Origin of the sequence: Kitasatospora sp. NPDC088351 (genome assembly GCF_040685575.1) — a bacterium.
In the GTDB taxonomy this organism is placed as follows: Bacteria; Actinomycetota; Actinomycetes; order Streptomycetales; family Streptomycetaceae; genus Kitasatospora.
The window spans coordinates 30,309-53,322 of the sequence record NZ_JBFBIL010000055.1 but is presented as its reverse complement, the minus strand read 5'-3'; the positions used below and the strand labels follow the sequence as shown (position 1 = coordinate 53,322).

Below are 23,014 nucleotides of genomic sequence, written 5' to 3'. Positions count from 1 at the left end.
CAGTTGCGCTCGCGTCACACACCACGGTCTACCGGATCAGGACCCGCCGCGAAGGTGAATCACACAGATTGATCACGACCGAATACGCGCCCTAGTGGCACCGGAACCCTCGGAGGGCAGAGATCGAAAACCAAGCGCACTTTACGGTCGGTGCGAAGCCCGTGATCGGAGCACCTTTGTACTTCCTTGTGCCATCAACCGGTCGTGCTCGCCTTGCGTGTGCAACTGCGCCTGCTCTGAGCGCGTCGATCGGCAAGAGCTCGAACAGGCCGGTGCCACACGTGCGCGGAGCCCGCTCAGCTCACGTGCATGTCAGACCCCAACATGCAGGTGAGCTGCCCAGAGGGACGGGGACTCCGGGAACCGGTCACGCATAGCGCGTACGGTGTGATGCAGTGCGCGGGCGGTTTCGCTCGTGTCGATGCTCCCGTCGCCGGTCGGCCCGGATCCGAGTTCGGCGTAGAAGTCGGCCGCGACGGTCGAGGCCAGCTCGTCGTTGATTTCCCACAAGGTGCCGATGACATGGGGGAACCCGGCGAGCTGGAATGCAGACGCTAGGTGAATCGCCTCGTCGATCAACTCTGCGGAGTCAGTGAAGGCCGTTCGACAGGCCGACAGAAAGACCAGCTGAGCCGAGTCCAGCCTCACTTCGGCAAGGCTCGCCACGGTGAGCGGATCACGTTCATGATCGTGCAGGAGGAGAAGGCTCTTCGATGGGTCGACGGAGTCGTGGGCACCGTGGCACGCGAAGTGAGCGATGGCGCAGTCAGGAAGGTGTTGCAGGACACGGTTCCTGGTGGGACGTATGCCCGCTTCGCGTTGGGCGGCCTCCTGGACAGCCTCATCCGCACCGATGAGCAGCGTCGGATTCGGAAGTAATGCCCGCACTCGTTCGACTTCCGCCGACACGTGTGCCAAGCGGCCTTCCAGACCGGGGGTTGTGGGCATGGCAACGATCAGGGAACGACTCGCGGGCGGTGTCGCAGTGCCGTGTTGGCGCGTGTGGTGGAGAACGCGAATCGTCGGGGTGTAGGAGGACACGACGCGATCCATGACCGTGGGCCGGTTCCGACTGCCTCCGCTCGTCCCGCTCACCGCTCTGTGGTAGCCGGCGGCATGAAGCGGCAGCAGGGAGAGGATGCCCCCGGGAGCCCACCAGATGCGGGGCCACGCCTCTCCTGCGACAGGTTCGTTGTCGAAGCCGAGCCGGCACAGGATCGGTTCGACCGCGGCGTCCCACAACCATTCCAGGACGCCCTGCACTGTCTGCTGGGCCACCTTGCGCGTGCGGACGCCCACGCGGGGATCCGATACGTACCTGAGGGCCAGGTGGAAGTTCTCGACCCGGTTGAGGACACCGTCGAACGTGAGGTCCGGGAGGTGCAGGGAATCGATGCCGTCGCGTGTCAACAGGATCGCGTCGCTACGGTCCGGGCTGACGTTGAACGTCACCACCGGGCCGAACACCGCCTGTGCGATGAGCTGGTCGACGGCAGGAGGAAGAGCGAACCCAGCGAACCCCTCCTGCTCGCGGATGCGGCCGAGCACGACGTTCAGTTCGTCGACAAGGCTACGCCGATGTTCTGTGGCGTCGACGGCGCGTACCGCGACTGTGGCCGGCGGCATCGGGTTCTCGGGGGTTGTCACGATGTCGAGCGGCTGATCGAGCTGGTTTCGAAGTTCCTCGAAGCGCTGGGCCAGCCCCGGGTGGCGATGCCGAAGCTCGGCGAGGTCGCTTCGGGTATCCAGGGCCTGGCCAAGCAGGACACCGCGGCCGGTTTCCAGGAGCTGCAACGCTCGCGTTGCCCGGTCGGCCGGTGAGCCCGCGCCGGAAGCGAGAGCGGACGCCGCTGCCTCCCCAGCCAGTCCGGACCACTCCCCCACGGCGTGCTGCCGGTCGCCACGGCTCAGTCGACGGTCCGCTACCTCCGGCAGGCGGCCGACGGCGTCCGCCAGAAGGCTGGCCTCCAAATCGCGGTCGAAGCCCCTCGCCAGCGCGGCGGCCGCTCGGGCTGCCTGGATCCGTGTGGAAGGCCGGGCCCCATCCGTTCGAGATGCCTCCAGGTTCGCCCTCAAAGCGCGATCGAGGTCCTGTCGTAAGCAAGTTCGGTCGTACCGACGCTGTAGGGACTGCCCGAGGTTGTACCCGTAGTCGGCGTGCTCCGGATGCTCGGCGGGAGTGGCGTCCAGGGCTTCCTGGCATGCAGCCACTGCGTCGTCCAGGTCCGCGGCGGAGCCGGATTCCTCGGCCCTGGTGGTCAGGGCGACACCGAGCGCTGACAGGTAGCGGGGGCGCTCCGGATGGTTGAGAGGGATGGCATCGACAGCGCCATGTCCGGCCTCGATCGCGTCCGCAAGGTCATCGGCGCTTCTGGCAAGGCGGAACCGTGCGTACAGTGCCCCGCACAGGTTTGCGAGGTAGCGGGGACGGTCGGGACGGTAGCCGTGCGTGATTGCGACGGCTCTGCGACTGGTCCGGATCGCATCATCCAGGTCTCGGGGCTCGGTCGTCCGCATGTACCGCTCCAGCAACGCCACGCCGAGATTGGACAGCATGCCTGCCAGGGCGTGGTGACCGGCCGGCGCCGCCTCGACAGCGGCGTCCGCGAACTCGATCGAGGCATCCAGGTCCGACAGTGATCCGGAGTGCTTGAACCGGGTCCACAGCATCAGCCCGACATTGGACATGCGCGCGGTTCGGTCGACGTGGCCCGCCGCTGTTGCTTCTGCGGAGGCGCGGCCGACGCTGATCGCCCGATCCAGGTCCGCTGAGTCACCGAAGCGTTCGAATCTCCGCCACAGCGAGATAGCAAGGTTGTTGACGACGGCGTTGTAATTTGTCTGTTGCGGCCAGGCCTCCTGGACTGCGGCACGGTGCAGCTCGATCGCTTCCTCCAGATCGGAGGCACAGCCGGTGATGTCGTGTCGCGCGAGGAGGGCGTTTCCCAGGCTGGACAGGCGAAGTGGGTGGTCCCGGTGGGCCAGGGGGACGTGTTCCAACGCCTCCCGAAGCACGTCGATGGAGCGCTCCAGGTATACGGGATCCCCAGTGCACTCGAATTGACTGAGCAGTGTGTGTCCGAACCCCGACAGGAACACGGGACGCCCCGGATGGTCTGCGGAAGCAGTTTCGACCGCGGCGCGGCTGCTATTCAGGGCAGCGTCCAGATCTGCCAGGACTCCGGTGTGCTCATACCGATTCCTCAGCGAAGCCCCGAGGTTGAAGAGGCTCCCCGCCTTGTTGAAGCTGTCCGTATGAGCGGCTTCAGCTTCCTTGAATGCCTCGATTGCCGCGTCCAGGTCCGCCGGATCCCCCCGTTCGACGAACCGGGCCTTGAGGGCGGTGGCCAGGTTGTGGATCGCGCCACCCCGGCTGAGGGAGGAACCATCGGTCGTATGTACCGCCGACAGACCGGTCTCGACAGCCTCGTCCAGGTCCGAGGGCGCACCCGACCATTCGAAGCGCGCCAACAGTACGGCTGCCAGATTGGACAGCAGCATCGGCCGCCTCGGGTGTTCGGGCCCCACGCTGTTCAGCGCACCCGTGACCGTATCGACCGCACTGTCCAGGTCCGTTGGGTCACGACCCAACTCGAAACGAGACTTCAGGGCCACCGCGAGGTTTGACAGTGCCTCCGCGTGCTCGGGTTCATCCTGGGGGATCGAAGTCGTGATGCGCCGAAGGAGGCCGATCAGGCGTGAAAGCACCTCATGACTCGGTTTGACGACCAACCGTCGATGGGTGGCGCCCGCGAAGTCCATCGCACGCCTGGCGACGTCGGGAAGTAGATCCTGCGGCAAGTCCTCAGTATCCGCGCCGAAGACGAAGCACGGAGTGAACCTCTGGATCGCTTGCTCATAGTCGCTTTGCCCAACGCCTTCAGGCAATGCGTGATACCGGACTGCATGAAACCAGCCGAGAAGGTAGTACGCCGCGAGGCATTCCTCGTCCTCTCTCAAGACCTCGCCGAGTCGTAACGCCTCGACCAGCGCCTCCGGTTCCAGCACGATGTTGAGATCCTGCTCAGCCACCAACCGGTCCATCCATACCTGGACTGCGGCGACCCGCCGATCGAACTCGTCCGTCTCCGATGCCGATTCCCGCCCTTGACCGACCGCGGACCCACCCGTCACTTCCCACCCCGTTCGCACCCGTTGACCCTGCCTCCCACCGCTCATGGCGCCGGTCTGGGTTGGCCGGTCGGTCGGTTGGCGAGTTGACGCATGATCGCTCCTCCCAGAGCCTGCCCCGCAGGCTGCACTTCGACCTGTAGCTTCTCCGCCAGGTCCGTGAGGTGCAGGCGGGCAGTCGCCTCAAGCAACGTGGCGTAGACGTCCGAGGCCGCCCGTATCCGGCGCGCCGAGGTTGCCGCCAGAGCGACGCCGAGCAGCGCCGCGGGCCACCACCACCAGACCAGCGGTAGGTAGAGTACGGCCCATCCACCTAGGACAGCGGCCCGGGCCAGCGAGGCACGCGCTGTGCCGATCTCGCCGCGAACCTCTCCTGGCAGCACAAGCCATAGGTGGGGCCAAACGGTGAGCAGGTTGACATGCGCGTCGCGGTCCAGCCGCACTGAGGCGGCGTGCACTCGGTCGCCGCTCCAGGTTGGCCGCTCGGGTCGCTCCACCGAGATACGGACGGTCCTGCGGGCCGCGAGGTGGCGCTGTCGGCCATCTGGCCGGTCGGACTGATCAGGAGCACGTTCCAAAAGGAGTAACTCCTCGTATTCCTCCCGAGCTGCTTCCCAGCGGCGTTGCCGGTGCACCACTCGGCGTTCCGCCAGCATGTCGAACGGCCATACCCACGTGCGCCATCCGGCGGCCATCGCGGCGCGTTCGACGACGCTGCCGAGGAACTGCGCCGCCAACCCAGCCGCGGCGGCACCGCATAGGACCGCCGTCAACAGGACGACCTGACCGCCTACGGTGGCCACTTGTGGCGCCTGAGCCGCACTCGAGACTGCGCGAACCAGCAGCTCGCCGTCCAACGCGGCACTCTGGCCGAGAGTGTGACCGGCCGCCGCAACGGCCAAGTAGAACGCACCGGGCAGCACCAGCAAGGTCAGCCACCGCTCGGCCAGCTTCTTCCCGAGCTCGCCGAGGAGCCCGCCCATCACGGGAGCCGCTCCCGCGACAGTGCCCGCCCGGCGGGGTCAATCTGGCAGCTCGGCAACTCATCACCCACCTCGCGGCTGGAGCGTCCGATGCACAACCGAAGCGGACAGCGGTACACGACCTCCAGATCCTCCACGCCTACCGGAATCAGGCCCCGGCCAGCTCCGCCGTAGACACCCATGGGATCGCCGGCTCGCTGAATCGCCCCGTGCAGTGTGTCCAGAAGCGCGGTGAGGGCAGCGGTGTCCGGGGAGTCGCCACCGATGGCCTCGGTAACCGCGCATAGAGAGCCGCTGTCGGGGCCGAGTAGCGCGGAGAGATCTTCCAGGTTGCGGCACACGTAGGACAGCGCCGTGGCGCTCCTTGGGACGGCCCTTGCCTCTGAGCTCCTCACTCCCTGAACTCCCCTTGAAAGCTGCGGCGTCGTTCACTTCTGATGGCCATTCTCACCTCTGACACAGATCTCTGAGACCGGATCACGCCAACTTCCCTCGGTCATCCAATCCGACACTGCCAGATCCTTGGCGCGCAGGTCCTCCGCCGACGTTCGAGGTGAGGACGGGGTGTCCTGCCACGCTGTAGGGCAGCGCGACGCGCAGGAGCAGCAGGGCGATGGTGGCTTGCGGGACCGAACCGGTGCGGACAACCTTGTACACAGCCCCAGAGAGCGTGGCTAGGTCAGGGCCTCTCGCCTGGGAATATCCGTGAGGGTGTCGGCGTGCTTGCGTTCCTCATCGTGCTCGCGGTGGTCTTCCGGATCGTGGCCGGCACGATACTGCCTCGGCGGTCTGCCCACCTCCTGACCTGGTGGCGCGAGTGGTGGAAGCGCCGCAAGTAGCCTTCGGCGACGCCGCCCGCTGGTGCAGGCCAGCGGGCGGCTCCTTCTCAGGCCTGGAGGTCGGTCAGCGGGGTGTGCCCAGCGGTGGGCCGAGGATGTGGTCGCGGGCGGCGCGCGCGAGGACGGCCTGGACGTGGGTCGGGATCGCGGCGCGGTTCCAGTGGAAGATCACCATGAGCGCGAGTACGGCGCGCAGTCCTCATGTCAGTTCGCCCGTGCGAGCGGCTTCGGTGAGGTCGTGGCCGGTCTGCGTGAACGCGGCTGTGCGTTCTTCAAGGAGTTCGAGGGCCTGGCCGGGGGCGGTCATGGCCACGGTGTCCGCTGCCATCAGCCGGCCGATCCTGGACGTCGTCGACGTGATCGACTCGGGTGTGGTGCAGGTGGTTGGACGGTCGGCCTGCGGGCCGCCTCGCTGCCGGCGTTCCAACGGCCTGGCGGGAGGGCGGTGGAGGGGACGATGCTCGCCAGGCTGTTCCACGCCTCGGCGTTGTCCGCCACCATCGAGCGCGTCCACGTCACGACGCCTCGTGCCGCGCCTGTCGAGAGCGCATCCGACACGCTCCGCCCCGGGAGCCTCCCGGCATCGGCGTAGCACGCGGCGATGACCCCCTTGAGGGTCTCCGCGTACTGGCGGATGCGGCCCGGAGACCGAGGCGCTTCCGAAGACATGCCCCTACTGTCACGGGAGCGTGGCGTTCAGTGAACCTGCGGTACATAGGACTTCCGAAGATCGCACAGGATCGAACTCGCACGGCGCGTAGGACTTCGCCGACGCATCGTCAACTCATGTTGATTGCAAGGTCTTACGAGCGAACGTTCATGGCCGCTGAACGGGGTCAAGGTCGAGCATTCGTGCGACTCGGCCGGCCGTTGCCGGTCCATCGGCGAACACCGCGGTTATGCCCAGGGTCTCGGCCGGTACCAGGTTCGCCGGATGGTCGTCCACGAAGACGCAGTCGGCGGCGGCCAGATCCATGCGGTCCAACGTGCGTTGGTATATCCCCGGGTCGGGCTTGGCGATGCCTTCTTCGCCGCTGATGACCCGCACGTCGAAGAGATCCCATACTCCGGTCTCGGCATACGGGTTGTACGGGTCGAACCCGTAGGAGTTCGACAGGAGGGCAACGATGATTCCCGCGCTGCGGGCCTGCTGGGCAAGCGCGACCATCGAGGGAACGGCGCGCACTTCTGCGTGAGCCCGCCCCATCAGGTTCTCGGGAGCAACCCCCATGATTGCCGCCGTTTCCCGGTTCCAGTCGCTCTGCGACATCCGGCCGAGTTCGAGCTCGACATAGAGCGCGCGCCCCACAGGGTCGTCCTCAAGGGTGCTGCGCCAGGTGTCGGCGGGCAGCCCTTCGCCGGTGCACCACGCGCGGGAGGAGTGGCCGATGGGGGTGGTCAGCACTCCCGCGAAGTCGAGGATCAGGCCGCGGTAGGACAACGTGCGCTCCAATGCAGGTGGTTCGGGTGACTCGGGTGCTAACGGACGGTTGGCGAGGTGCCCAGGATGGCGGACAGCTTCCGGATACGGCTGGTACTGGCGTGACCGGCTCTCTGGATGATGACACCCGGGATGGCCTGGTGGCGCGACCACTCCGGGTGGGATGAGCAGACCTCAAGGAGGGTGTCCAGGGAGGTGTCCCACTGCCGTGCGTCACATTGCGCGAGGGCCACGTCGAGCAGCATGCGGTTGTGCGCGGCCTGCGTGAGCCCGGACGGGTCGACCGTCAAGGGCCGCAGGCACGTTCGGCTGTATCCGACAAGCCACGCTGCGGACCGCGGAACCCAATCGCCGACACGGATGTTTTCCAACGGCCAGGACGGCCGAAGGTCAGGAACTCCCACGTTGCTACCCCTCGAAGGGGCGATGGTCCTCATCGCCCCTTCGAGGGGTATGGACCTCGCACTGCATCGGGCCGTACTTCTGGATCCGTTCCGCCTTGCGCTGGCTCTGCGGGGAGTTTCCGGGCCTGGTAGACCTCGGCAAGTCGGGCGTTTGCCTTTGCGGACGATGTGTGGGCGGCGGCGGGGCTCGGCGGGGGAGAGGTCACCGGGCGGCGCGGTTGTCCCCGTGGACGGCGGCTCCTCGATGGGGCACTGACGGTCCTTCCCCCGGCCCGGCACCGGCGGGCCGCGCACCGCCCCACGCACCTCACTCACGCACCTCACGCACGCACCTCACGCACGTACCGAACGCACCGAACGCACCGAACGGAGAACCGGAGAACCGGAGAACCGGAGAACCGATGGGCATCCTCGACGGCCGGCGCCTGCTGATCACCGGCGTCCTCACCCCGGCCTCGATCGCCTTCCACGTCGCGCGCGTCGCCCAGGAGGAGGGCGCGCGCGTGGTCCTCACCGCGCACGGCCGGCCGAGCCTGGTCCGGCGGGTCGCCCGGCGGCTGCCCGAGCCGCCGCCGGTGATCGGACTGGACGTCACCGACACCGGGCAGCTCGGCTCGCTGGCCGAGCGGGTCGGCGCGCATCTGGACGGCCTGGACGGCGTGCTGCACTCGATCGGGTACGCGCCGCCGTCCGCGCTGGGCGGCAACTTCCTGAGCACGCCGTGGGAGGACGTCGCGACCGCCGTGCACGTCTCGACCTACTCGCTCACGTCGCTGACCATGGCCGCGCTGCCGCTGATGGGGCCGGGCGGCTCGGTGGTCGGGCTGGACTTCGACGCCTCGCGGGCCTGGTCCGGCTACGACTGGATGGGCGTGGCCAAGGCCGGGCTGGAGTCCTGCGCCCGTTACCTGGCCAAGGAGTTGGGGCCGCGCGGGATCCGGGTCAACCTGGTGGCGGCCGGCCCGCTGGCGACCACCGCCGCGCGCGGCGTCCCTGGCTTCGACGGGCACGACTGGGACCGGGCGGCCCCGCTCGGCTGGGACGTGGCGGACGCCGGGCCGACCGCGCGGGCCTGCGCCGTCCTGCTCTCGGACTGGCTGTCGGCCACCACGGGCGAGATCGTGCACGTGGACGGCGGCGCGCACGCGGTGGGCGGCTGACCGGCATGGCGCTCAACCGGGCCTGTCTGGACCGGGTGTTCGCCGCACCGGAGCCGTTCCTGGTGACCCGCGCGGCGGTCCGCGCGTTCGCGGCGGCGATCGGCGACCCGAACCCGCTCTACCACGACCCGGTCGCCGCCCGGGCCGCCGGCCACCCGGACCTCCTGGTCCCGCCCACCTTCGCGGCGCTGGTCGCGGGGGAGGCGTACTGGCAGCTGCTGACGGACCCGGAGTTCGGCCTCCCGCCGGAGGGAACGGTCCACCTGGCGCAGTGGTTCGGCTTCGAGCGGGCGCTGCGGGCCGGCGACGAACTGGCCGCCGAGGCGGTCCCGGAGGCGATGGACCGTCAGGCCGGCCGGGACCGGGTGGTGTTCCGGACCACGATCGACGACGCGCGGGGCGGGCGGGTGGCCACCGTCCGGACCACGCTTCTCGGCCCGGCACCCGGGCCGGGCTGACCGGACCGCGCCGCCCCCGCCGGGCTTCGGGTGCCTGGCCGTCGCGCCGGCGGGGCAATGGGTGTTCGACCTGTCACACAGTTCGACCTGTCACACAAGGGGGCCGTGCCATTCTCACTCTCATCCTCGCCTGCGACGTGCTCTTCTGGGTCCTGCTGGTGGCCGGCCTGGCGGCCCGCTACGCGGCCGGCCGGCCCCGGCTCGGCGGCGCGCTGCTGTTCTGCGTCCCGCTGATCGACGTGGTGCTGCTGGTGACCACCGTGCTGAGCATCCGCGACGGTGTCGAGCCGACGGTCTGGCACGGTCTGTCGGCGGCCTACCTCGGCATCACGGTGGTCTACGGGCACCGGACGATCTGCTGGGCCGACGCGAAGTTCGCCCGCCGCTACGCCGGGAACGCGCCGCCCCCGCCGCCGAAGCTGTACGGGCGGGCCGCTGTCCTGGACGCGTGGGCGGGCTGGTTCCGCTTCCTGCTGGCCTACGCGATCAGCGTCGGCCTGATCTTCGGCCTGGTGGCCCTGGTCGGCGGGCCCGACCGGGGCGCCCCGCTGCTGGTCTGGCTCAACCCGCTCACCAAGGTCCTGGTGTACAGCCTGATCTGGCCGGTCGTCACCACCGTCCGGCCCGGCCGCGCCCCGGACCGGCCCGCCGACACGCCGTGACGTGGTCCGGACCACTGGTCCGGACCACGGTGCGGACGGCCCGCTGCGCGGTGGCTCGGCGGGCCTGTCAGGACGGCGGGGCGCAGGGCGGGCAGGCCCTGGGCTGCCGATTGTGTGTTCGCCGGGGCGCGTCAGGGCGTACGGATGGGGGAAGAAGACGGGCAGAGGTCGGCTCCCGGACACCGCGGAGGACCGATGCGCCGAAACGGACGGGTGGCGAACGCCCTGCTCGCACTGGTGAGCCGGGACTGGCTGGGGGTGCCGGTCGCGCTGCTGGTGGCGGGTGTGGGTGCCGGGCTGGTCGGGACCGGTGCGACTTGGGCGGTGACGCTCGGCATCTTATTCGTGACCGTCGGTGTGGTGCTGGCGGTCGGTGCGGTGCGGCACCTGGTGCTGGTGGGCCGCGGAGCGGGGGCGGGCCGGCCGCCGGGGCGGCTGGTCGAGGTGGGTGGGCGCCGGATGCACGTCCTCGCCGGGGGGGTCGCCGGGGACGGGCCGACCGTGGTCTGGATGCCGGGCGGACACGCGCCGGGCGAGGAGTTCGGGCAGTTGCACGCGATGATGGCGGCCCGGACCCGCTCGGTGCTGGTCGACCGGTTCGGTTCGGGCTGGAGCGATGTCGGGCCCTTCCCGAGGACGACGGCGGCCGAGGCGGAGGAACTGCCGGCCGCGCTGGAGGCGGCGGGGGAGCGGGCTCCGTACGTGTTCGTCGGCCATTCCTTCGGCGGGCTGCTGGTCGCGAACGCCGCCAGGCGGCGGCCGGACCTGGTGGCCGGACTCGTGCTGCTGGATCCGACGCCCCTGGATGTCATCGCCTTCGCGCCGCCCAACCGGCTGGTGGCGGGCATGCGCCGGGAGTTCCTGCTGACGGCGGTGCGGCACCTGTTCGGTGCGCACCGTGACCGTGGCGGCCGGACCGGCCAGTACTGCGCCGCCGCGTCGATCTTCGCGGAGCTCTCGCCCTCCGGCCTGGCGGAGGTGGGCTGGGAGACCGTGGTCTACGACGGGGACCTCGGCGACCTGCCACTGGTGCTGGTCGTACCCCGCGACCTCACGGGTGGCGAGACGGTACTGGCCGCCGCCCGGGACGCGGCCGAGGCCGAGCGGATCGGCCGCTTCTACCTCAGGGCCCGGACCCGCTACCTGGCGGCGTCGACCGCGGCCCGGGTGGTGTACACACCGGCGGGCACCGGCCATGACTTCCCGACCGAGGAGCCCGGGTTCGTGGTCGGTGTGGTCGCGGATCTGGTGCGGGAGCTGCGCACGCTCGGCCCCTGACCGCATGTTCACACCCCATGACCGTACGTTCAGCCCATGACCGTACGGGCGGAGCCGGCCCGGACCGGGCGCCGGCGGGAGAAGGCGCCCAGGTCCACGACGTTGCCGGTGCGCTCGCAGCGGTAGCGGACCGGGTCGCCGTCGTGGTCGTGGCCGGCCTCGACCAGGTCGATCAGGGTGGCGAGGTAGCGGCCCACCAGCGGGGCGTTCTTGAACTGGTTGCCGCTCGTGCCCATGGCGACGTAGTAGCCGTCGAGGGCGGTGCGGTCGTAGATCGGGGTCCAGTCGTCGGTGACGTCGTACACGCCCGCGACCCCGAGGGGCCGGTTCGGGACGCCGATCTCCGGGAAGCGGCGGGCCGCCCGGGTGACCTGGGTCCGGAAGCGGTGGGCGGTGGGGCGCGGGTCGGCTTCGTCCGGGTCGTCGATCCACTCCGGCGGGTCGCAGGGTGGCTCGGTGCCGCCGACCAGGAGGCGGCCGCCGGAGGCCGCTCGCAGGTAGGTGCCGAGGTCGAGGTCGGCGACGACGGGGCCGGGTCCGGGACCGGTGGTGTGGCCGCTCGGCGCGACGACCTGGTGGACCTCCTCGCGCAGCGGGCGCACGCCGATCGTGAAGTCGCTGCCGACGCCGGACAGCCGGTTGAGGCCTCCCGACCACGGGCCGGCGGCGTTGACCACGACCGGCGCGGAGATCCGCGTTCCGTCGGCCAGCCGGATGCCCGCCACCCGGTCCGCGTGCCGGTCGACGGCCACCACGGTGTGGTGGAACAGGAAGCTCGCGCCCAGCTCGGCCGCCGCGTCGGCGAGGTTCTGGGCGGCGAGCTGCGGGTCGTCGACGAACCCGGCGTCCGGGGTGAACAGGGCACCGAGCTCACCGGTCGGGCCGTCGAAGAAGGCGTCGTCGTCCACGGGCTTCGGCGGCCAGTACCGCCCGGGGTCGATCCCGGGGAGGTGTCGGCGCAGCGCAGGGGCGTCCCACCGTTCGTACTGGACGCCCGCGCGGTCGAACAGGGCGGTGACCCCGGACGGTGCGACGGCGGGGGAGTCGAGCAGCACGGCGCCGCTGCGGTGGAAGGCCGCGAGCGGGCGGCGGCCGGTGAGCCGCAGGTGGTCGGGCCAGGACGTCCAGAGGTGCTGGGCCTCCCAGGCGGTGGCGACGCCGTCGAAGGTGGAGTAGTTGAACCGGATGATCGCACTGGAGGCGCTGGTGGAGCCGTGGCCGGCGGCGCCCGCCTTGTCCACGACGACCACCTGCCGTCCGGTGCGGGCGAGTTCGAGGGCGACGGCGGCGCCGATCACCCCGGCTCCGACGACGACCGCGTCCGGTCGGCTGGTGGTCATGACGGCCTCTCGTCGGGCAGGGAGGTGCGCAGGCTGGGCACGGAGGCGAGCAGCGTCCGGGTGTACGGGTGCCGTGGGTCGCGCAGCAGGGCCTCGGTGGGGGCGGTCTCGACGATCCGACCGTGCCGCATGACCGCCACCGCGTCGGAGACGTAGCAGACCGCGGGCAGGTTGTGGCCGATGAAGAGCATGGACAGGCCGAGCCGCCGCTGGAGGCCGCGGATCGTGTTGAGGACGGACGCCTGCACCGAGACGTCGAGCGCCGAGGTGATCTCGTCGGCGATCAGCAGTCCGGGCTCGACGGCCAGGGCGCGGGCGACGGCGACCCGCTGGCGCTGGCCGCCGGACAGTTGCCGGGGCAGGCGGTCCGCGAACCGGGGGTTCAGGCCGACGAGTTCGAGCAGGGCGGTGACCCGCTCGGCACGGGCCTGCCGGTCGAGCCGGTGGAACGCGGTCGCCGCTTCGCCGAGCGTCTGGCGGACGGTCATCCGGGGATCCAGCGCGGTGTCCGGGTCCTGGAGGACGATCTGGACCAGGCGGCCGAGTCGGCGCCGGTCGCCGACGGTGCGGGCCCGGACCTCCCGGCCGTCGAGCAGGACCCGACCCCCGTGCACGGGGGTGAGGCCGACGATCGCGCGGGCCAGGCTCGACTTCCCGGAGCCGGACTCGCCCACGAGGCCGAGCGTGGTGCCGGGCGGGATCTCCAGCGAGACCCCGTCTACGGCGGCGACGGGGCCGCGCGGGCCGTGGTGGCGGACGGTGAGGCCGGTGAGCTGAAGAGCGGTCATGACGCGACCACCTCCGCCGCCACCGGGTACCAGCAGGCCACCCGGTGGACCGCGTCGAGGTCCTCCAGCGGCGGGGTCTCCTCGGCGCAGTGGTCCCGGCGACGTGGGCAGCGGGGCTCGAACGGGCAGCCCGGGGCGGGCGCGAGCGGCTCGGGCAGTGCGCCCTCCACCGTCGGCAGCGGCCGGTCGCGGTCCGCGGTGAGGTCCGGTACCGACTCGACCAGGGCCCTGGTGTAGGGGTGCCGGGTGCCGGTCGCGAGACGGTCGGCGGGCAGGGTCTCGACGATGGTTCCCGCGTACATCACCAGGACGCGCTCACAGAACTCGCCCACCAGCGCGACATCGTGGCTGATGAACAGGACGGCGGCGGAGGTGTCCCGCCGGATCTCGGACAGCAGCCGGGTGATCTGCCGCTGCACGGTGACGTCGAGCGCGGTGGTCGGCTCGTCGGCGATGATCAGGCCCGGCCGCACCATCAGCCCGGAGGCGATCATCACGCGCTGGCGCTGGCCGCCGGAGAGCTGGAGGGGGCGTGCCCGCAGCAGGGCAGGGGGAAGGGCCACCCGGCGCAGGGCGTCCGAGGCCTCCGCCAACGCCTGGGCGCGGCTCGCACCGCGATGGGCGCGGACGGTCTCGGTGAGCTGGGTGGCGATGCGCAGCGACGGATTGAGCGCCGTGGCCGGGTTCTGGAAGACCATCGCCAGGCCGGTCGCGAGGTGGTGTTCGCGCTGGGCCGGCGTCATGGCGCCCAGGTCGGCGCCGAGCAGACGGAGGGTCCGGTGGGACACCAGGGCCCGCTCCGGGAGCAGGTCGGCGATCGCGAGCGCGGTGAGCGACTTGCCGGAGCCGGACTCGCCGACGAGCCCGACGATCTCACCCGGCCGCAGGGAAAGGCCCACGCCGCGAACCGGTCGGATCACGCCGTCCGGGGTGGGGAGTTCGACGCTCAGGCCCTCGACCTGGAGTACGAGACCGTCCTCGGCGGGCCCGCTCGGCGCGACCGGCTGCCGGGGCGCACGGGGTGCCGGGCCGCGCCGGGCGACGCCTCCCGCCAGGACCTCGCCGAGCAGCTGGAACGTCAGCGCCGCGTAGAGGATGGCCAGGCCGGGGGCGAGGGCGGGCAGCGGCTGTGCGTAGATGCGGTCGAGCCCCTGGTTGAGCAGCTGCCCCCAGTCGTAGCCGGGCGGCTGGACGCCCAGGCCGAGGAAGCTCAGCCCGGAGAGCGCGACCAGGGAGGTGCCCGCCGCCGTGGTCGCGCTCAGCAGCAGCGGCTCGGCGATGTTGGGCAGGACGTGCCGCCACAGCAGCCGGTGCCGGCGCAGGCCGAGGACCCGGGCCGAGGCCAGGTGGTCGGTGCCCGCGACGGCGGCGGCGAGCGTCTGGGCGAGCCGGGCGAAACCGGGCACACCGGCGACGGCGAGGGCGAGCGTCGCCCCGCCGGCGCCCGCGCCGAACACGACCGCGAGGAACATCGCGACCAGGAGCGCGGGGAAGGCGAGCAGGAGGTTGATCAGCCCGGCGAGCAGCCGGCGGGTGCGGCGGCCGACCACGGCGGTGGACGCGCCGAGGAGGATGCCCGTACCCGCGCCGATCGCGGTCGCGGCCAGCGCGAGCAGCAGGGAGGGCCGGGTGGCGGTCAGGACCCGGGCGAGCAGGTCCCGTCCGAGGCTGTCGGTGCCGAACGGGTGGGCCGCGGACGGGCCTTGCAGCACCGCCGAGGGGTCGGGGCGGTCCGCCGCCGCGCCCCAGAGGAGTGGGCCGGCCAGCGCGAGCACGACCAGCGACGCCAGCATGGCCGCCGTGACCCAGGCCATGGGCGAGCGCGGGTACCTGGTGGGAAGGGGCATCGGATCCTCAGCTCTCCCTGATCGCAGAGCGCGGGTCCAGCAGCGCCAGCAGCACGTCGACCAGGAGGCCGGCGAGTAGTACGGTCGTGCCCAGGATCAGGACCATCGCCTGGACCACCGGGTAGTCCTGGGTGACCACCGACTGCGCCAGCGCCGAGCCGATGCCGGGCCAGGCGAACACCTTCTCGACCAGCACCGTGCCGGCGATCAAGGCGGGCAGCAGGCTTCCGGCGACGGTGAGCGCGGCGGTCGCCATGTTCGGCGCCGCGTGCCGCAGGTAGCGGCGGGTGGGGGACAGCCGCTTGCTCCGGGCGGTGCGCATGTAGTCCTCGGACAGCACCTTCAGCGCCTCCACCCGGACGATGCGCACCAGGACGGCCGTGGGCGCGAGGGAGAGCGCGAGGACCGGCAGGACGAAGGACTCCGCGCCCGCCGCGCCGGCCACCGGCAGCAGCTGGAGGCCGACGGCCAGCAGCGCGGTGAGCCCGGCGGCCAGGACGAAGTCCGGTACCCCCGCGAGTCCGGCGGTGACCACGGTGAACGCCAGCTCGCTGCGCGGGTGCCGGCCGTCACGGGTGCGGACGGCGGCGAGCAGTCCGCAGGGCAGGGCGACGGCGAGGGTGACGAGGAAGGCCAGGCCGGCGATCTCCAGGGTGGCCGGCAGCCGGGTGCGGACGAGCTCCGCGACCGGTGTCCCGGTGACCAGCGAGCTGCCGAGGTCGCCGTGCACGAGGCCGTCGAGATAGTGCCGGTACTGGGACAGGAAGGGCGCGTCGAGCCCGAGTTGGTGCCGGCGTGCGGCCACCAGAGCGGGGGAGGCGTCGACGCCGAGCGCCGCGCGGACCGGGTCGCCGGGCACCAGGCGGATCATCGCGAACGACGCGGTGAGCACGACCCCGAGGGAGAGGAGCAGCCGGGCGGTGCGGCGGCCGAGGAACGCCGTCCAGGGATTCCGCAGCAGATGGGGCAAGGACACGGTGGGCCCCCGGTCACTGGTGGAGGCGGATGCTGGTGGGGACGAGCTGGCCGCCGAAGGTGGTGGCGAAGGTGGTGCGGTGGCCGTACACGGTGCTCCGGCCGTCCGCGATCGGCAGGGCGTCGACCGAGCGGAAGAGGGCGGCGGCGGCCCGGTTCCAGGTGTCGCAGCCCTCGGTGTCCGGCTCCCGGAGGGCCTGGGCGACCAGGGCGTCGTACTCGGGGTTGGCGACGCCCGCGAAGTTGAGGCCCTGGGCGGGGGTGGGGCCGGAGAAGAACGGGATGAAGCCGACCGGCAGGGCGAAGCCCGGTGAGGTGCCGACCACGACGTCGAAGTCGCCGGTCCGGTACATGGCGTTGACGAGGGCGGGCAGGCTCTCGGTGACCAGCTTGACGTCCGCGCCGAGCTCCGTCCAGGTGCGGGACATCAGCTCGGCGGCGGGCGGCAGGGTCGGTCCGAGGTCCGGGCTGGTGATCAGTCGCAGCCGGAGCGGTCGGCCGTCCTTGGTCAACCGGCCGTCCGGGTCGTGGGTCCAGCCGGCGGCGCGCAGGGCCTCGGTGGCGTCCTGCGTCGGTAGGTTGGCTGCGGCGAGGTCGGCGTGGCAGACGGCCCCCTCGGCGCCGAAGTCGGTGGCGGGCCGGCCGGTGCCACCGACGGCGACGTTGGCGAGGCCCTGGTGGTCGAGCGCGGACACCAGGGCCCTGCGCAGCGCAGGGTCGGCCAGCGGTCGGCCGGGGCGCTGGTTGAAGAAGGTCAGTCCGACGACGGTCGCCACGTCGGTGGTGGACAGGCCGTGGCCGGTGAGCCGGGCGCGGTCCGGCCCGTTCACGTTCGCGATGTCGACGCCGCCGGTGAGGAGCAGGTTCGCGGTGGTGGAGGCCTGGGGCACCACCGAGATGACGATGCGGGCCGGAAGGCCGGGCTCGGCGGTGGTCGCTCCGGCCGGGCCCCAGGTGTAGCCCTCGCGGACGGTGAACTCGTACGGCCCGCCGGGGGAGTAGCGGGTGAGCACGTACGGGCCGGTGCCGTGGGTGGCGCGGTCGAGCGACTGGGGTCGGTCGAGGCCGGCGGGGCAGACGATCGGCAGCAGGCCGAGGGTGCGGGTGAGGAACGGGAAGGGGGCGGCGGTGCCGGCCGACACGGTGCCGGTCGGGTCGTCGGCGGTCACGGTGAAGGGGACGTTGGGGAGGACGGTCTGGGCGCCGGCGAGCTGGTTGGCCGGGTCGCCCGCGTAGGTCAGCGCCCGGGCCACCGCCGAGGCGGTGAGGGGGGTGCCGTCGGAGCAGGTGATGCCGGGGCGGAGGGTGAAGGTGGCCGTGGTGGTGGTGGCCTGCCAGGTCGAGGCCAGGCCGGAGACCACGGTGCCGTCGGGGGAGAGGTTGACCAGCGAGTCGTAGGCGTAGCGGGCCTGGGTGGCGCCGAAGGTCGAGTAGGGGTCGAAGCTGGGCGTCTCACTGGCGGCCGCGATCCGGACGGTCCCGTGGTCGACGAGCGGAGTGCTCGTCGAGGACCGGGCGACGCCCGCGCAGCCGGCCACCGCGACGGCCGTGGCGGTGGCGGCGGCTGCCAGGAGGACCGGCAGGAGGCAACGGCGCATGGCGTCATGGTGCCACCGAGTTTTCCCGCTGACGAGTCAACTCGCCTTTGTGGCAAGTGTGTTCGAATAGCGAAAGCCGCCTGTGGATGCGTCGGGGAGCCGTTCGCGCGGCCCCTGGCGATCGGGTTCGTCTCACCCGTTCGAGGGATAGTACGGCCGCGGTTCCGCGGACCGGGCGACTGGGCGGCCGGTCATCGCCACACTGGCCGGATGAGGACGAGGACGAACGCGCCGGGCGAGGAGATCGGTCGACTGGCCGACGATTACTGGGAGTTCCTGCTGGAACGCGATCCACTGCTGAGGGTGCGCCAGGGCCTCCCGGTGGAGACGCTCCCCGGGGCGTCGCTCGCCGAGGCCGAGGAGCGGGCGCGGTTCGCGGAGGGTGCGCTCGGGCGGGTCCGGGCACTCGGCGGCGTGGGGTTGTCCGGAGTCGACGCCGACACCGCCGCGTTCCTCACGGGGTTGGCCGAGCAGGAGCTGCGGTCCCGCCGCTGCCACTGGCTGACGCCCGCGGCCACGCCGTACCGGCTGTTCCCGCTGTCGCAGTACGTCGACGTGGTCCTGTGCCCGTTCCGCTTCGCCGAACGACCGGATGTCGAGCGGTACTTGTCGCTGCTGCACGAGCTGGCCCGGGTGGTCGGCTCGATCGCCGACAAGGCGGCGGAGCAGGCTGTACGCGGTTTCCGGGTGCCGGCCCCGGCCCTGGCCGGGACGCGCGCCACCGTCGTCGGCCTGCGGGCGTCCGTGGCGCGCCGGGTCGAGGTGGACGACGACCGACTCGGCGGACTGGGCCGCGCCGACCGCGGACGGCTCCGCGACGGGGTGCATCGGCTGGTGGAGGCCGAGCTGGCACCGGCCTTCGACGGCCTGCTCGCCGTCCTCGACGAACCGGCCCACCTGCGCGAGGCGCCGCAGGCCGTCGGCTGGGCGCAGTACGCGGGCGGGGAGGAGGCGTACCGGGAGTTCGTCCGGACTCACAGTGGGGGCGACACGCCGCCCGAGCGGCTCCACGAGCTCGGCCGCGAGCAGTGCCGGGAACTCGCCGAGCGGATGCGGGAGGTCCGCACGGCCCTCGGATTTCCGGGCCCCGAGGGCGAGTTCCACGAGCGGCTGCGCACCGAGCCCCGTCTGTACGCCCGGACCCCCGAGGAGGTCGAGGCCCGCTACCGCGGCCACCTCGACCGGCTCGCCCCGCTGCTGCCGCGCTGGTTCGCCGTGCTGCCGGCCGCGCCGTACGGACTGGCGCGGCTGGATCCGGCGCTGGAGGCGGGGATGACCTTCGGATACTACGAGCAGCCGACTCCGGACGTCCCGGTCGGACGCTACCGCTACAACGGTTCGGACGTGGATCGGCGCTCGCTCCTGGGCGCGGCGTCCTTGATCTACCACGAGCTGGCTCCCGGGCACCACTTCCACCTCGCCCGGCAGGCAGAGGACCTGGAGCTGCCGCAACTGCGCCGCGAGGTGGCCGAGTTCACGGCTTTCAACGAGGGCTGGGCGGAGTACGCGGCCGGTCTGGGCTGGGAGATGGGCCTCTACGACGACCCGTGGGACGCGTACGGGCGCCTCGCGCAGGAGCGGTTCACCGCGCAGCGCCTCGTCGTCGACACCGGGCTCAACCTCGGGACGATGAGCCTGGCGCAGGCGCGGGACTTCATGCGCGCCAACTCCACCGAGGCGGACGGCCAGATCGTTTCGGACCTGCTGCGCTACTCGACGGACCTGCCCGGGCAGGCGCTCTCCTACCGGGCGGGCTACCTGGAGTTCGGCCGGCTGCGGGCCCGGGCCGAGAGCGGGCTCGGAGCGGGCTTCGACGTACGGGCCTTCCACGAGGCGGTGCTGGGCGGGGGAGGGCTGCCGTTCCCGGCCCTTCGGCGGAGGGTGGCGCGCGAGCTCGGCAATCCTCGGTAAATAGGAAAATAAGCCCATGGGTTTGAATGTGTAGGCGTCGCCCTTACTGCCCAAGAAGGCAAAGATCACTCGCACGGGTGAAATCGGCCGGGACTGTTTGGTCTCGATGGGCATGACTCGACTACGGTGGCGAAAGAGTGGGCGGTGGACCCCGTCGATATGGAATTCGGACCAGTAGGCCCCGGTGGGGAATAGTGAATTCCGGAAATGGGTACCTCTGTTCGCCCGGCTGTGCGCTGCTCCGGTGTTCGCAGTGCCCGGGATCCCTGTCATACGTATGCGTGAAGAGGATGGAGCATCATGCCGCCCGTAGTACCGCCCTTCCTGGTTGGCCTCGTCGTCGCGCCACTGGCCAAGCGTCTGCTCAAGCCGCTGGTGCGCGGTGTCGTCAAGACGTCCGTCGGCCTCGTCATGGAGGTGAAGAAGGCGGCCCATGAGGCCGGAGAGAACATCCATGACCTCGCGGCCGAGGTGGCCGCCGACATGGTGTCCGCGCAGATCGCCGCCGGCGACGGCCACCCGGCCGCCGAGAGTTCCACCCCGAACGGCGAGAAGGACGAGGCCGCCGACCGGGTCGAGAACGAGGCGAGGACCCCGAAGATCCGTGCGACCGCAGGCGTCGGCAAGGCGCACTAGCGTCCTGTCGCGCGGCCCGACCCACCGCCTGGGTGCATGTTTCGACCGACCTCGGAAGATGCGTCCAAGCGGCGGTCGGCCGCCGCCCATCGGCCGAATCGTTTTCCCGCCAGATATTCCACTCCGTCGCAGTGTTCCGCCATGCCCGATGACGGATTTCCCGCGACCTCCGCAAACAGGTGATCGAACACATGCCATCTCTGCTGGGTGCCGCAGCCGGGAACCGCTCCGTGGATTCGGACGTGCGCCCGCGCTCGGTCATCCCGGGTCGCCAGCGCTGGGACGTCAAGCCGGTTCTCGGACGGCCCCGGACGGCCGAAGTCCTCGCCGCCGCCCTGCGGCGCGTCCCCGGGATCACCGAGGCGCAGGCAAGTCCGATCACCGGTGGGGTCCTCGTCCGGCACGACGCGCGGGTACGTGCCGCGGATGTCGGCCGGATCGTCCGCAGAGCGGTCGCCGTGGTCACGGAGGGGCCGACCAGGACAGGACGCCCGGCGCCGGCCCGACCCGCCGCCGAACCTGCTTCGCGTCCGGACCGCGGCCTCGTCGTACGCCCGGTCCTCGCCGTCGGCGGCGGGGTGGCGGCCGGCATCGCGCTGATCCGAGGGTCGGCGCTGAGCAAGCAGCTGGTGGCACTCGGCGGGGTCGCGGCCGCGACCGTGGCCGTCGTCCGGAAGGCCTGGCGCAGAACGGCCGACACGGCCCGGGACCTCTCCGGAGCCGAGGCCCGGCGCCATCCCCTGCTGGAGGTCGTCGGACCGCACCGCCGCCGCCTCTACCGCGCCTCCGTGCTCTCGGTCGCATGCCAGATCTCGGAGATGGCGCTCGGTACCTTCCTCGGCTGGACCGCACTGGTTCTCATCAAGGGCGAGGCCGCGCCGCTGGTCCGTTTCGGCCTGACCACCGCGTCAGCCCAACTCTGGGGCCTGGCAGGGATGGTGACCATCGCCTGTGTCGCCGTCGCGGGCCTTTCCTACTCCTCGAACCTCCAGTGGCGTCAGCTCGGCCAGGACATCGAGCACGACTGGCGGGGCCGCACGTACGAGCACGTGCAGCACCTCGAACTACGGCACCTGGAAGGCGAGCGGACCACCCGGATCGCCGGGGTGCTCACCGACGACGTCCGCCAGCTGGGCACCTTCTTCGCCACCTCGGCCAACGACGTGCTGCAGCTGGGCACCAGCCTGGCCATCCTGGTCCCGTTGTTCCTCGTGCTGGCACCGCAGATCGCCTGGATCGCCTTCCTGCCCATCCCGGTCATCGCCTGGCTGTCGCTCCGTTACCAGGACAAGGTCACGGCCGACTACGCCGCCTCCGGTGAGCACCGGGCCAGGCTGCACAGCCAGCTGGTCAACACGCTGGAGGCCGGCGCCACCGTCAAGAGCTTCTGCACCGAGGACTACGAAGCCGAGCGCATCGACCAGCTGAGCGCGAAGGCCCAGGAGAGCAACGAGCAGACCGACCGGAGCACGATCCGCCACGCCGAGACCGTCAGGGTCTGCACGACCAGCTCGATGGCCGGCACCCTGCTGATCGGCGGTCGGTCGGTGCTCAACGGCAGCCTGCCGTTCGAGGTGTTCAGCCCGCTGATCGGGCTGCCCCAGATGGTGCTGCTGCGGATGAACCGGCTCGGCGGCATCGTCGACCAGTACCAGCGCACGCTCGCCGCCTACGACCGGGTCCACCGCCTGCGGGCCCTGCCCGTCGAGACCGAAGGCACCGGCGGACCGCTCGACACCGAGAAGGTGCGGGGCGAGATCGTCCTCGACGACGTGACCTTCGCCTACCCCGGCCGCCCGCCGGTGCTGGAGGACCTCTCACTGACCATTCCCGCAGGCCGGGTCACCGCCCTCGTCGGCGCCACCGGCTCCGGCAAGACGACCGTCGCCAAGCTGCTGATGCGCTTCCAGGACGCGGAGTCCGGCAGCGTGTTGCTCGACGGGCGCGACGTGCGCGACCTGCCGCGCCGGGACCTGCGGGACGCGGTCGGGTTCGTCGCCCAGGACCCGTTCCTGTTCGACGGCAGCATCGCCGACAACATCCGCTACGGCAGCTTCGAGGCCCCGGACGAGGCCCTGGTCGAGGCTGCCACGATGGCCGAGGCGCACACCTTCATCGCGACGCTGCCGGACGGCTACGACACGGTGATCGGCGAACGCGGCGCCGCGCTCTCGGGCGGCCAGCGGCAGCGGATCGCCCTGGCGCGGGCGATCCTCAAGGACGCGCCGGTCGTGATCCTCGACGAGGCCACCTCCGCGGTGGACAACGAGACCGAGGCCGCCATCCAGCGCACGCTCCGGAGGTTCGGGGCCGAGCGGACCATGGTCGTGATCGCCCACCGGCTCTCCACGGTCCGCCACGCCGACCGGATCTACGTCATGGACAAGGGCGGCGTCGTGGCCGAGCAGGGCACCCACGACGAACTCCTCGCCCAGCACGGACTCTACGCATCCCTCTGGCAGCTCCAGGCCGGCGAAATCGCCGCCTGAGCACCGCAGCAGCGCCCGCCCGCCGACCGCGTGACGTCACCGCGGCCGGCGGGGCCCGGCGTGCCCTGCGCGTA

17 protein-coding genes are annotated in these 23,014 nt (G+C 71.4%); 7 read left to right on the top strand and 10 right to left on the bottom strand.

The window, feature by feature from the left end:
- Positions 1-312: 312 nt before the first annotated feature.
- From AB0P06_RS29335 to AB0P06_RS29315, 5 genes are all read right to left on the bottom strand, one after another.
- Positions 313-4,032 (bottom strand): CHAT domain-containing protein, encoded by a 3,720-nt coding sequence (locus AB0P06_RS29335; RefSeq protein WP_363612564.1) that lies wholly within the window; start codon positions 4,030-4,032, stop codon positions 313-315.
- Between the two features lie 143 nt (positions 4,033-4,175).
- A complete protein-coding gene (locus tag AB0P06_RS29330) occupies positions 4,176-5,114 on the bottom strand; it encodes a hypothetical protein (RefSeq protein ID WP_363612562.1) in 939 nt (312 codons plus the stop codon).
- Positions 5,115-6,152: 1,038 nt separating this feature from the next.
- Positions 6,153-6,281: a hypothetical protein gene (locus AB0P06_RS29325; protein WP_363612560.1), complete on the bottom strand. Its 129-nt coding sequence runs from the start codon at positions 6,279-6,281 to the stop codon at positions 6,153-6,155.
- Positions 6,282-6,770: 489 nt separating this feature from the next.
- On the bottom strand, positions 6,771-7,406 hold the full coding sequence (locus AB0P06_RS29320; protein WP_363612558.1) for an HAD-IA family hydrolase: 636 nt from the start codon (positions 7,404-7,406) through the stop codon (positions 6,771-6,773).
- 26 nt (positions 7,407-7,432) lie between these two features.
- The gene (locus tag AB0P06_RS29315; RefSeq protein WP_363612556.1) at positions 7,433-7,684 is read right to left on the bottom strand and encodes a hypothetical protein; all 252 of its coding nucleotides are present in this window, start codon (positions 7,682-7,684) and stop codon (positions 7,433-7,435) included.
- 515 nt (positions 7,685-8,199) lie between these two features.
- On the opposite strand from AB0P06_RS29315, the gene fabI reads away from it, so the two are divergent.
- The 4 genes from fabI to AB0P06_RS29295 all read left to right on the top strand — a co-directional run bounded on the left by fabI (position 8,200) and on the right by AB0P06_RS29295 (position 11,356).
- A complete protein-coding gene (gene fabI / locus AB0P06_RS29310; protein WP_363612554.1) occupies positions 8,200-8,958 on the top strand; it encodes an enoyl-ACP reductase FabI in 759 nt (252 codons plus the stop codon).
- 5 nt (positions 8,959-8,963) lie between these two features.
- A complete protein-coding gene (locus tag AB0P06_RS29305) occupies positions 8,964-9,416 on the top strand; it encodes a MaoC family dehydratase N-terminal domain-containing protein (protein WP_363612552.1) in 453 nt (150 codons plus the stop codon).
- A gap of 137 nt (positions 9,417-9,553) precedes the next feature.
- Positions 9,554-10,078, top strand: coding sequence for a hypothetical protein (locus tag AB0P06_RS29300; RefSeq protein ID WP_363612550.1), 525 nt, complete (start codon positions 9,554-9,556; stop codon positions 10,076-10,078).
- A 195-nt stretch (positions 10,079-10,273) separates the two neighbouring features.
- The gene (locus AB0P06_RS29295; protein ID WP_363612548.1) at positions 10,274-11,356 is read left to right on the top strand and encodes an alpha/beta hydrolase; all 1,083 of its coding nucleotides are present in this window, start codon (positions 10,274-10,276) and stop codon (positions 11,354-11,356) included.
- Between the two features lie 29 nt (positions 11,357-11,385).
- Here AB0P06_RS29295 and AB0P06_RS29290 read toward each other — a convergent pair whose 3' ends face one another.
- The 5 genes from AB0P06_RS29290 to AB0P06_RS29270 are packed head-to-tail and all read right to left on the bottom strand — an operon-like array spanning position 11,386 to position 17,904.
- The gene (locus AB0P06_RS29290; protein WP_363612545.1) at positions 11,386-12,696 is read right to left on the bottom strand and encodes an FAD-dependent oxidoreductase; all 1,311 of its coding nucleotides are present in this window, start codon (positions 12,694-12,696) and stop codon (positions 11,386-11,388) included.
- Positions 12,693-13,484 carry an ATP-binding cassette domain-containing protein gene (locus AB0P06_RS29285; RefSeq protein WP_363612543.1) on the bottom strand — a complete coding sequence of 264 codons (792 nt, stop codon included), beginning with the start codon at positions 13,482-13,484 and terminating at the stop codon, positions 12,693-12,695. The genes AB0P06_RS29290 and AB0P06_RS29285 overlap by 4 nt, the downstream gene beginning before the upstream one ends.
- On the bottom strand, positions 13,481-15,331 hold the full coding sequence (locus AB0P06_RS29280; protein ID WP_363612541.1) for a dipeptide/oligopeptide/nickel ABC transporter permease/ATP-binding protein: 1,851 nt from the start codon (positions 15,329-15,331) through the stop codon (positions 13,481-13,483). The genes AB0P06_RS29285 and AB0P06_RS29280 overlap by 4 nt, the downstream gene beginning before the upstream one ends.
- Before the next feature lie 7 nt (positions 15,332-15,338).
- A complete protein-coding gene (locus AB0P06_RS29275) occupies positions 15,339-16,307 on the bottom strand; it encodes an ABC transporter permease (protein ID WP_363612539.1) in 969 nt (322 codons plus the stop codon).
- A 13-nt stretch (positions 16,308-16,320) separates the two neighbouring features.
- Positions 16,321-17,904: an ABC transporter substrate-binding protein gene (locus AB0P06_RS29270; RefSeq protein ID WP_363612537.1), complete on the bottom strand. Its 1,584-nt coding sequence runs from the start codon at positions 17,902-17,904 to the stop codon at positions 16,321-16,323.
- A 210-nt stretch (positions 17,905-18,114) separates the two neighbouring features.
- Here AB0P06_RS29270 and AB0P06_RS29265 point away from each other — a divergent pair, with 210 nt between their 5' ends.
- The 3 genes from AB0P06_RS29265 (at position 18,115) to AB0P06_RS29255 (ending at position 22,940) form a co-directional block, all read left to right on the top strand.
- Complete coding sequence (locus tag AB0P06_RS29265; RefSeq protein WP_363612535.1) at positions 18,115-19,815, top strand: DUF885 domain-containing protein; 1,701 nt, start codon at positions 18,115-18,117, stop codon at positions 19,813-19,815.
- Between the two features lie 300 nt (positions 19,816-20,115).
- Positions 20,116-20,451 (top strand): DUF5132 domain-containing protein, encoded by a 336-nt coding sequence (locus AB0P06_RS29260; protein WP_363612533.1) that lies wholly within the window; start codon positions 20,116-20,118, stop codon positions 20,449-20,451.
- Between the two features lie 191 nt (positions 20,452-20,642).
- Positions 20,643-22,940, top strand: coding sequence for an ATP-binding cassette domain-containing protein (locus tag AB0P06_RS29255; RefSeq protein WP_363612531.1), 2,298 nt, complete (start codon positions 20,643-20,645; stop codon positions 22,938-22,940).
- The last annotated feature ends 74 nt before the right edge of the window (positions 22,941-23,014 follow it).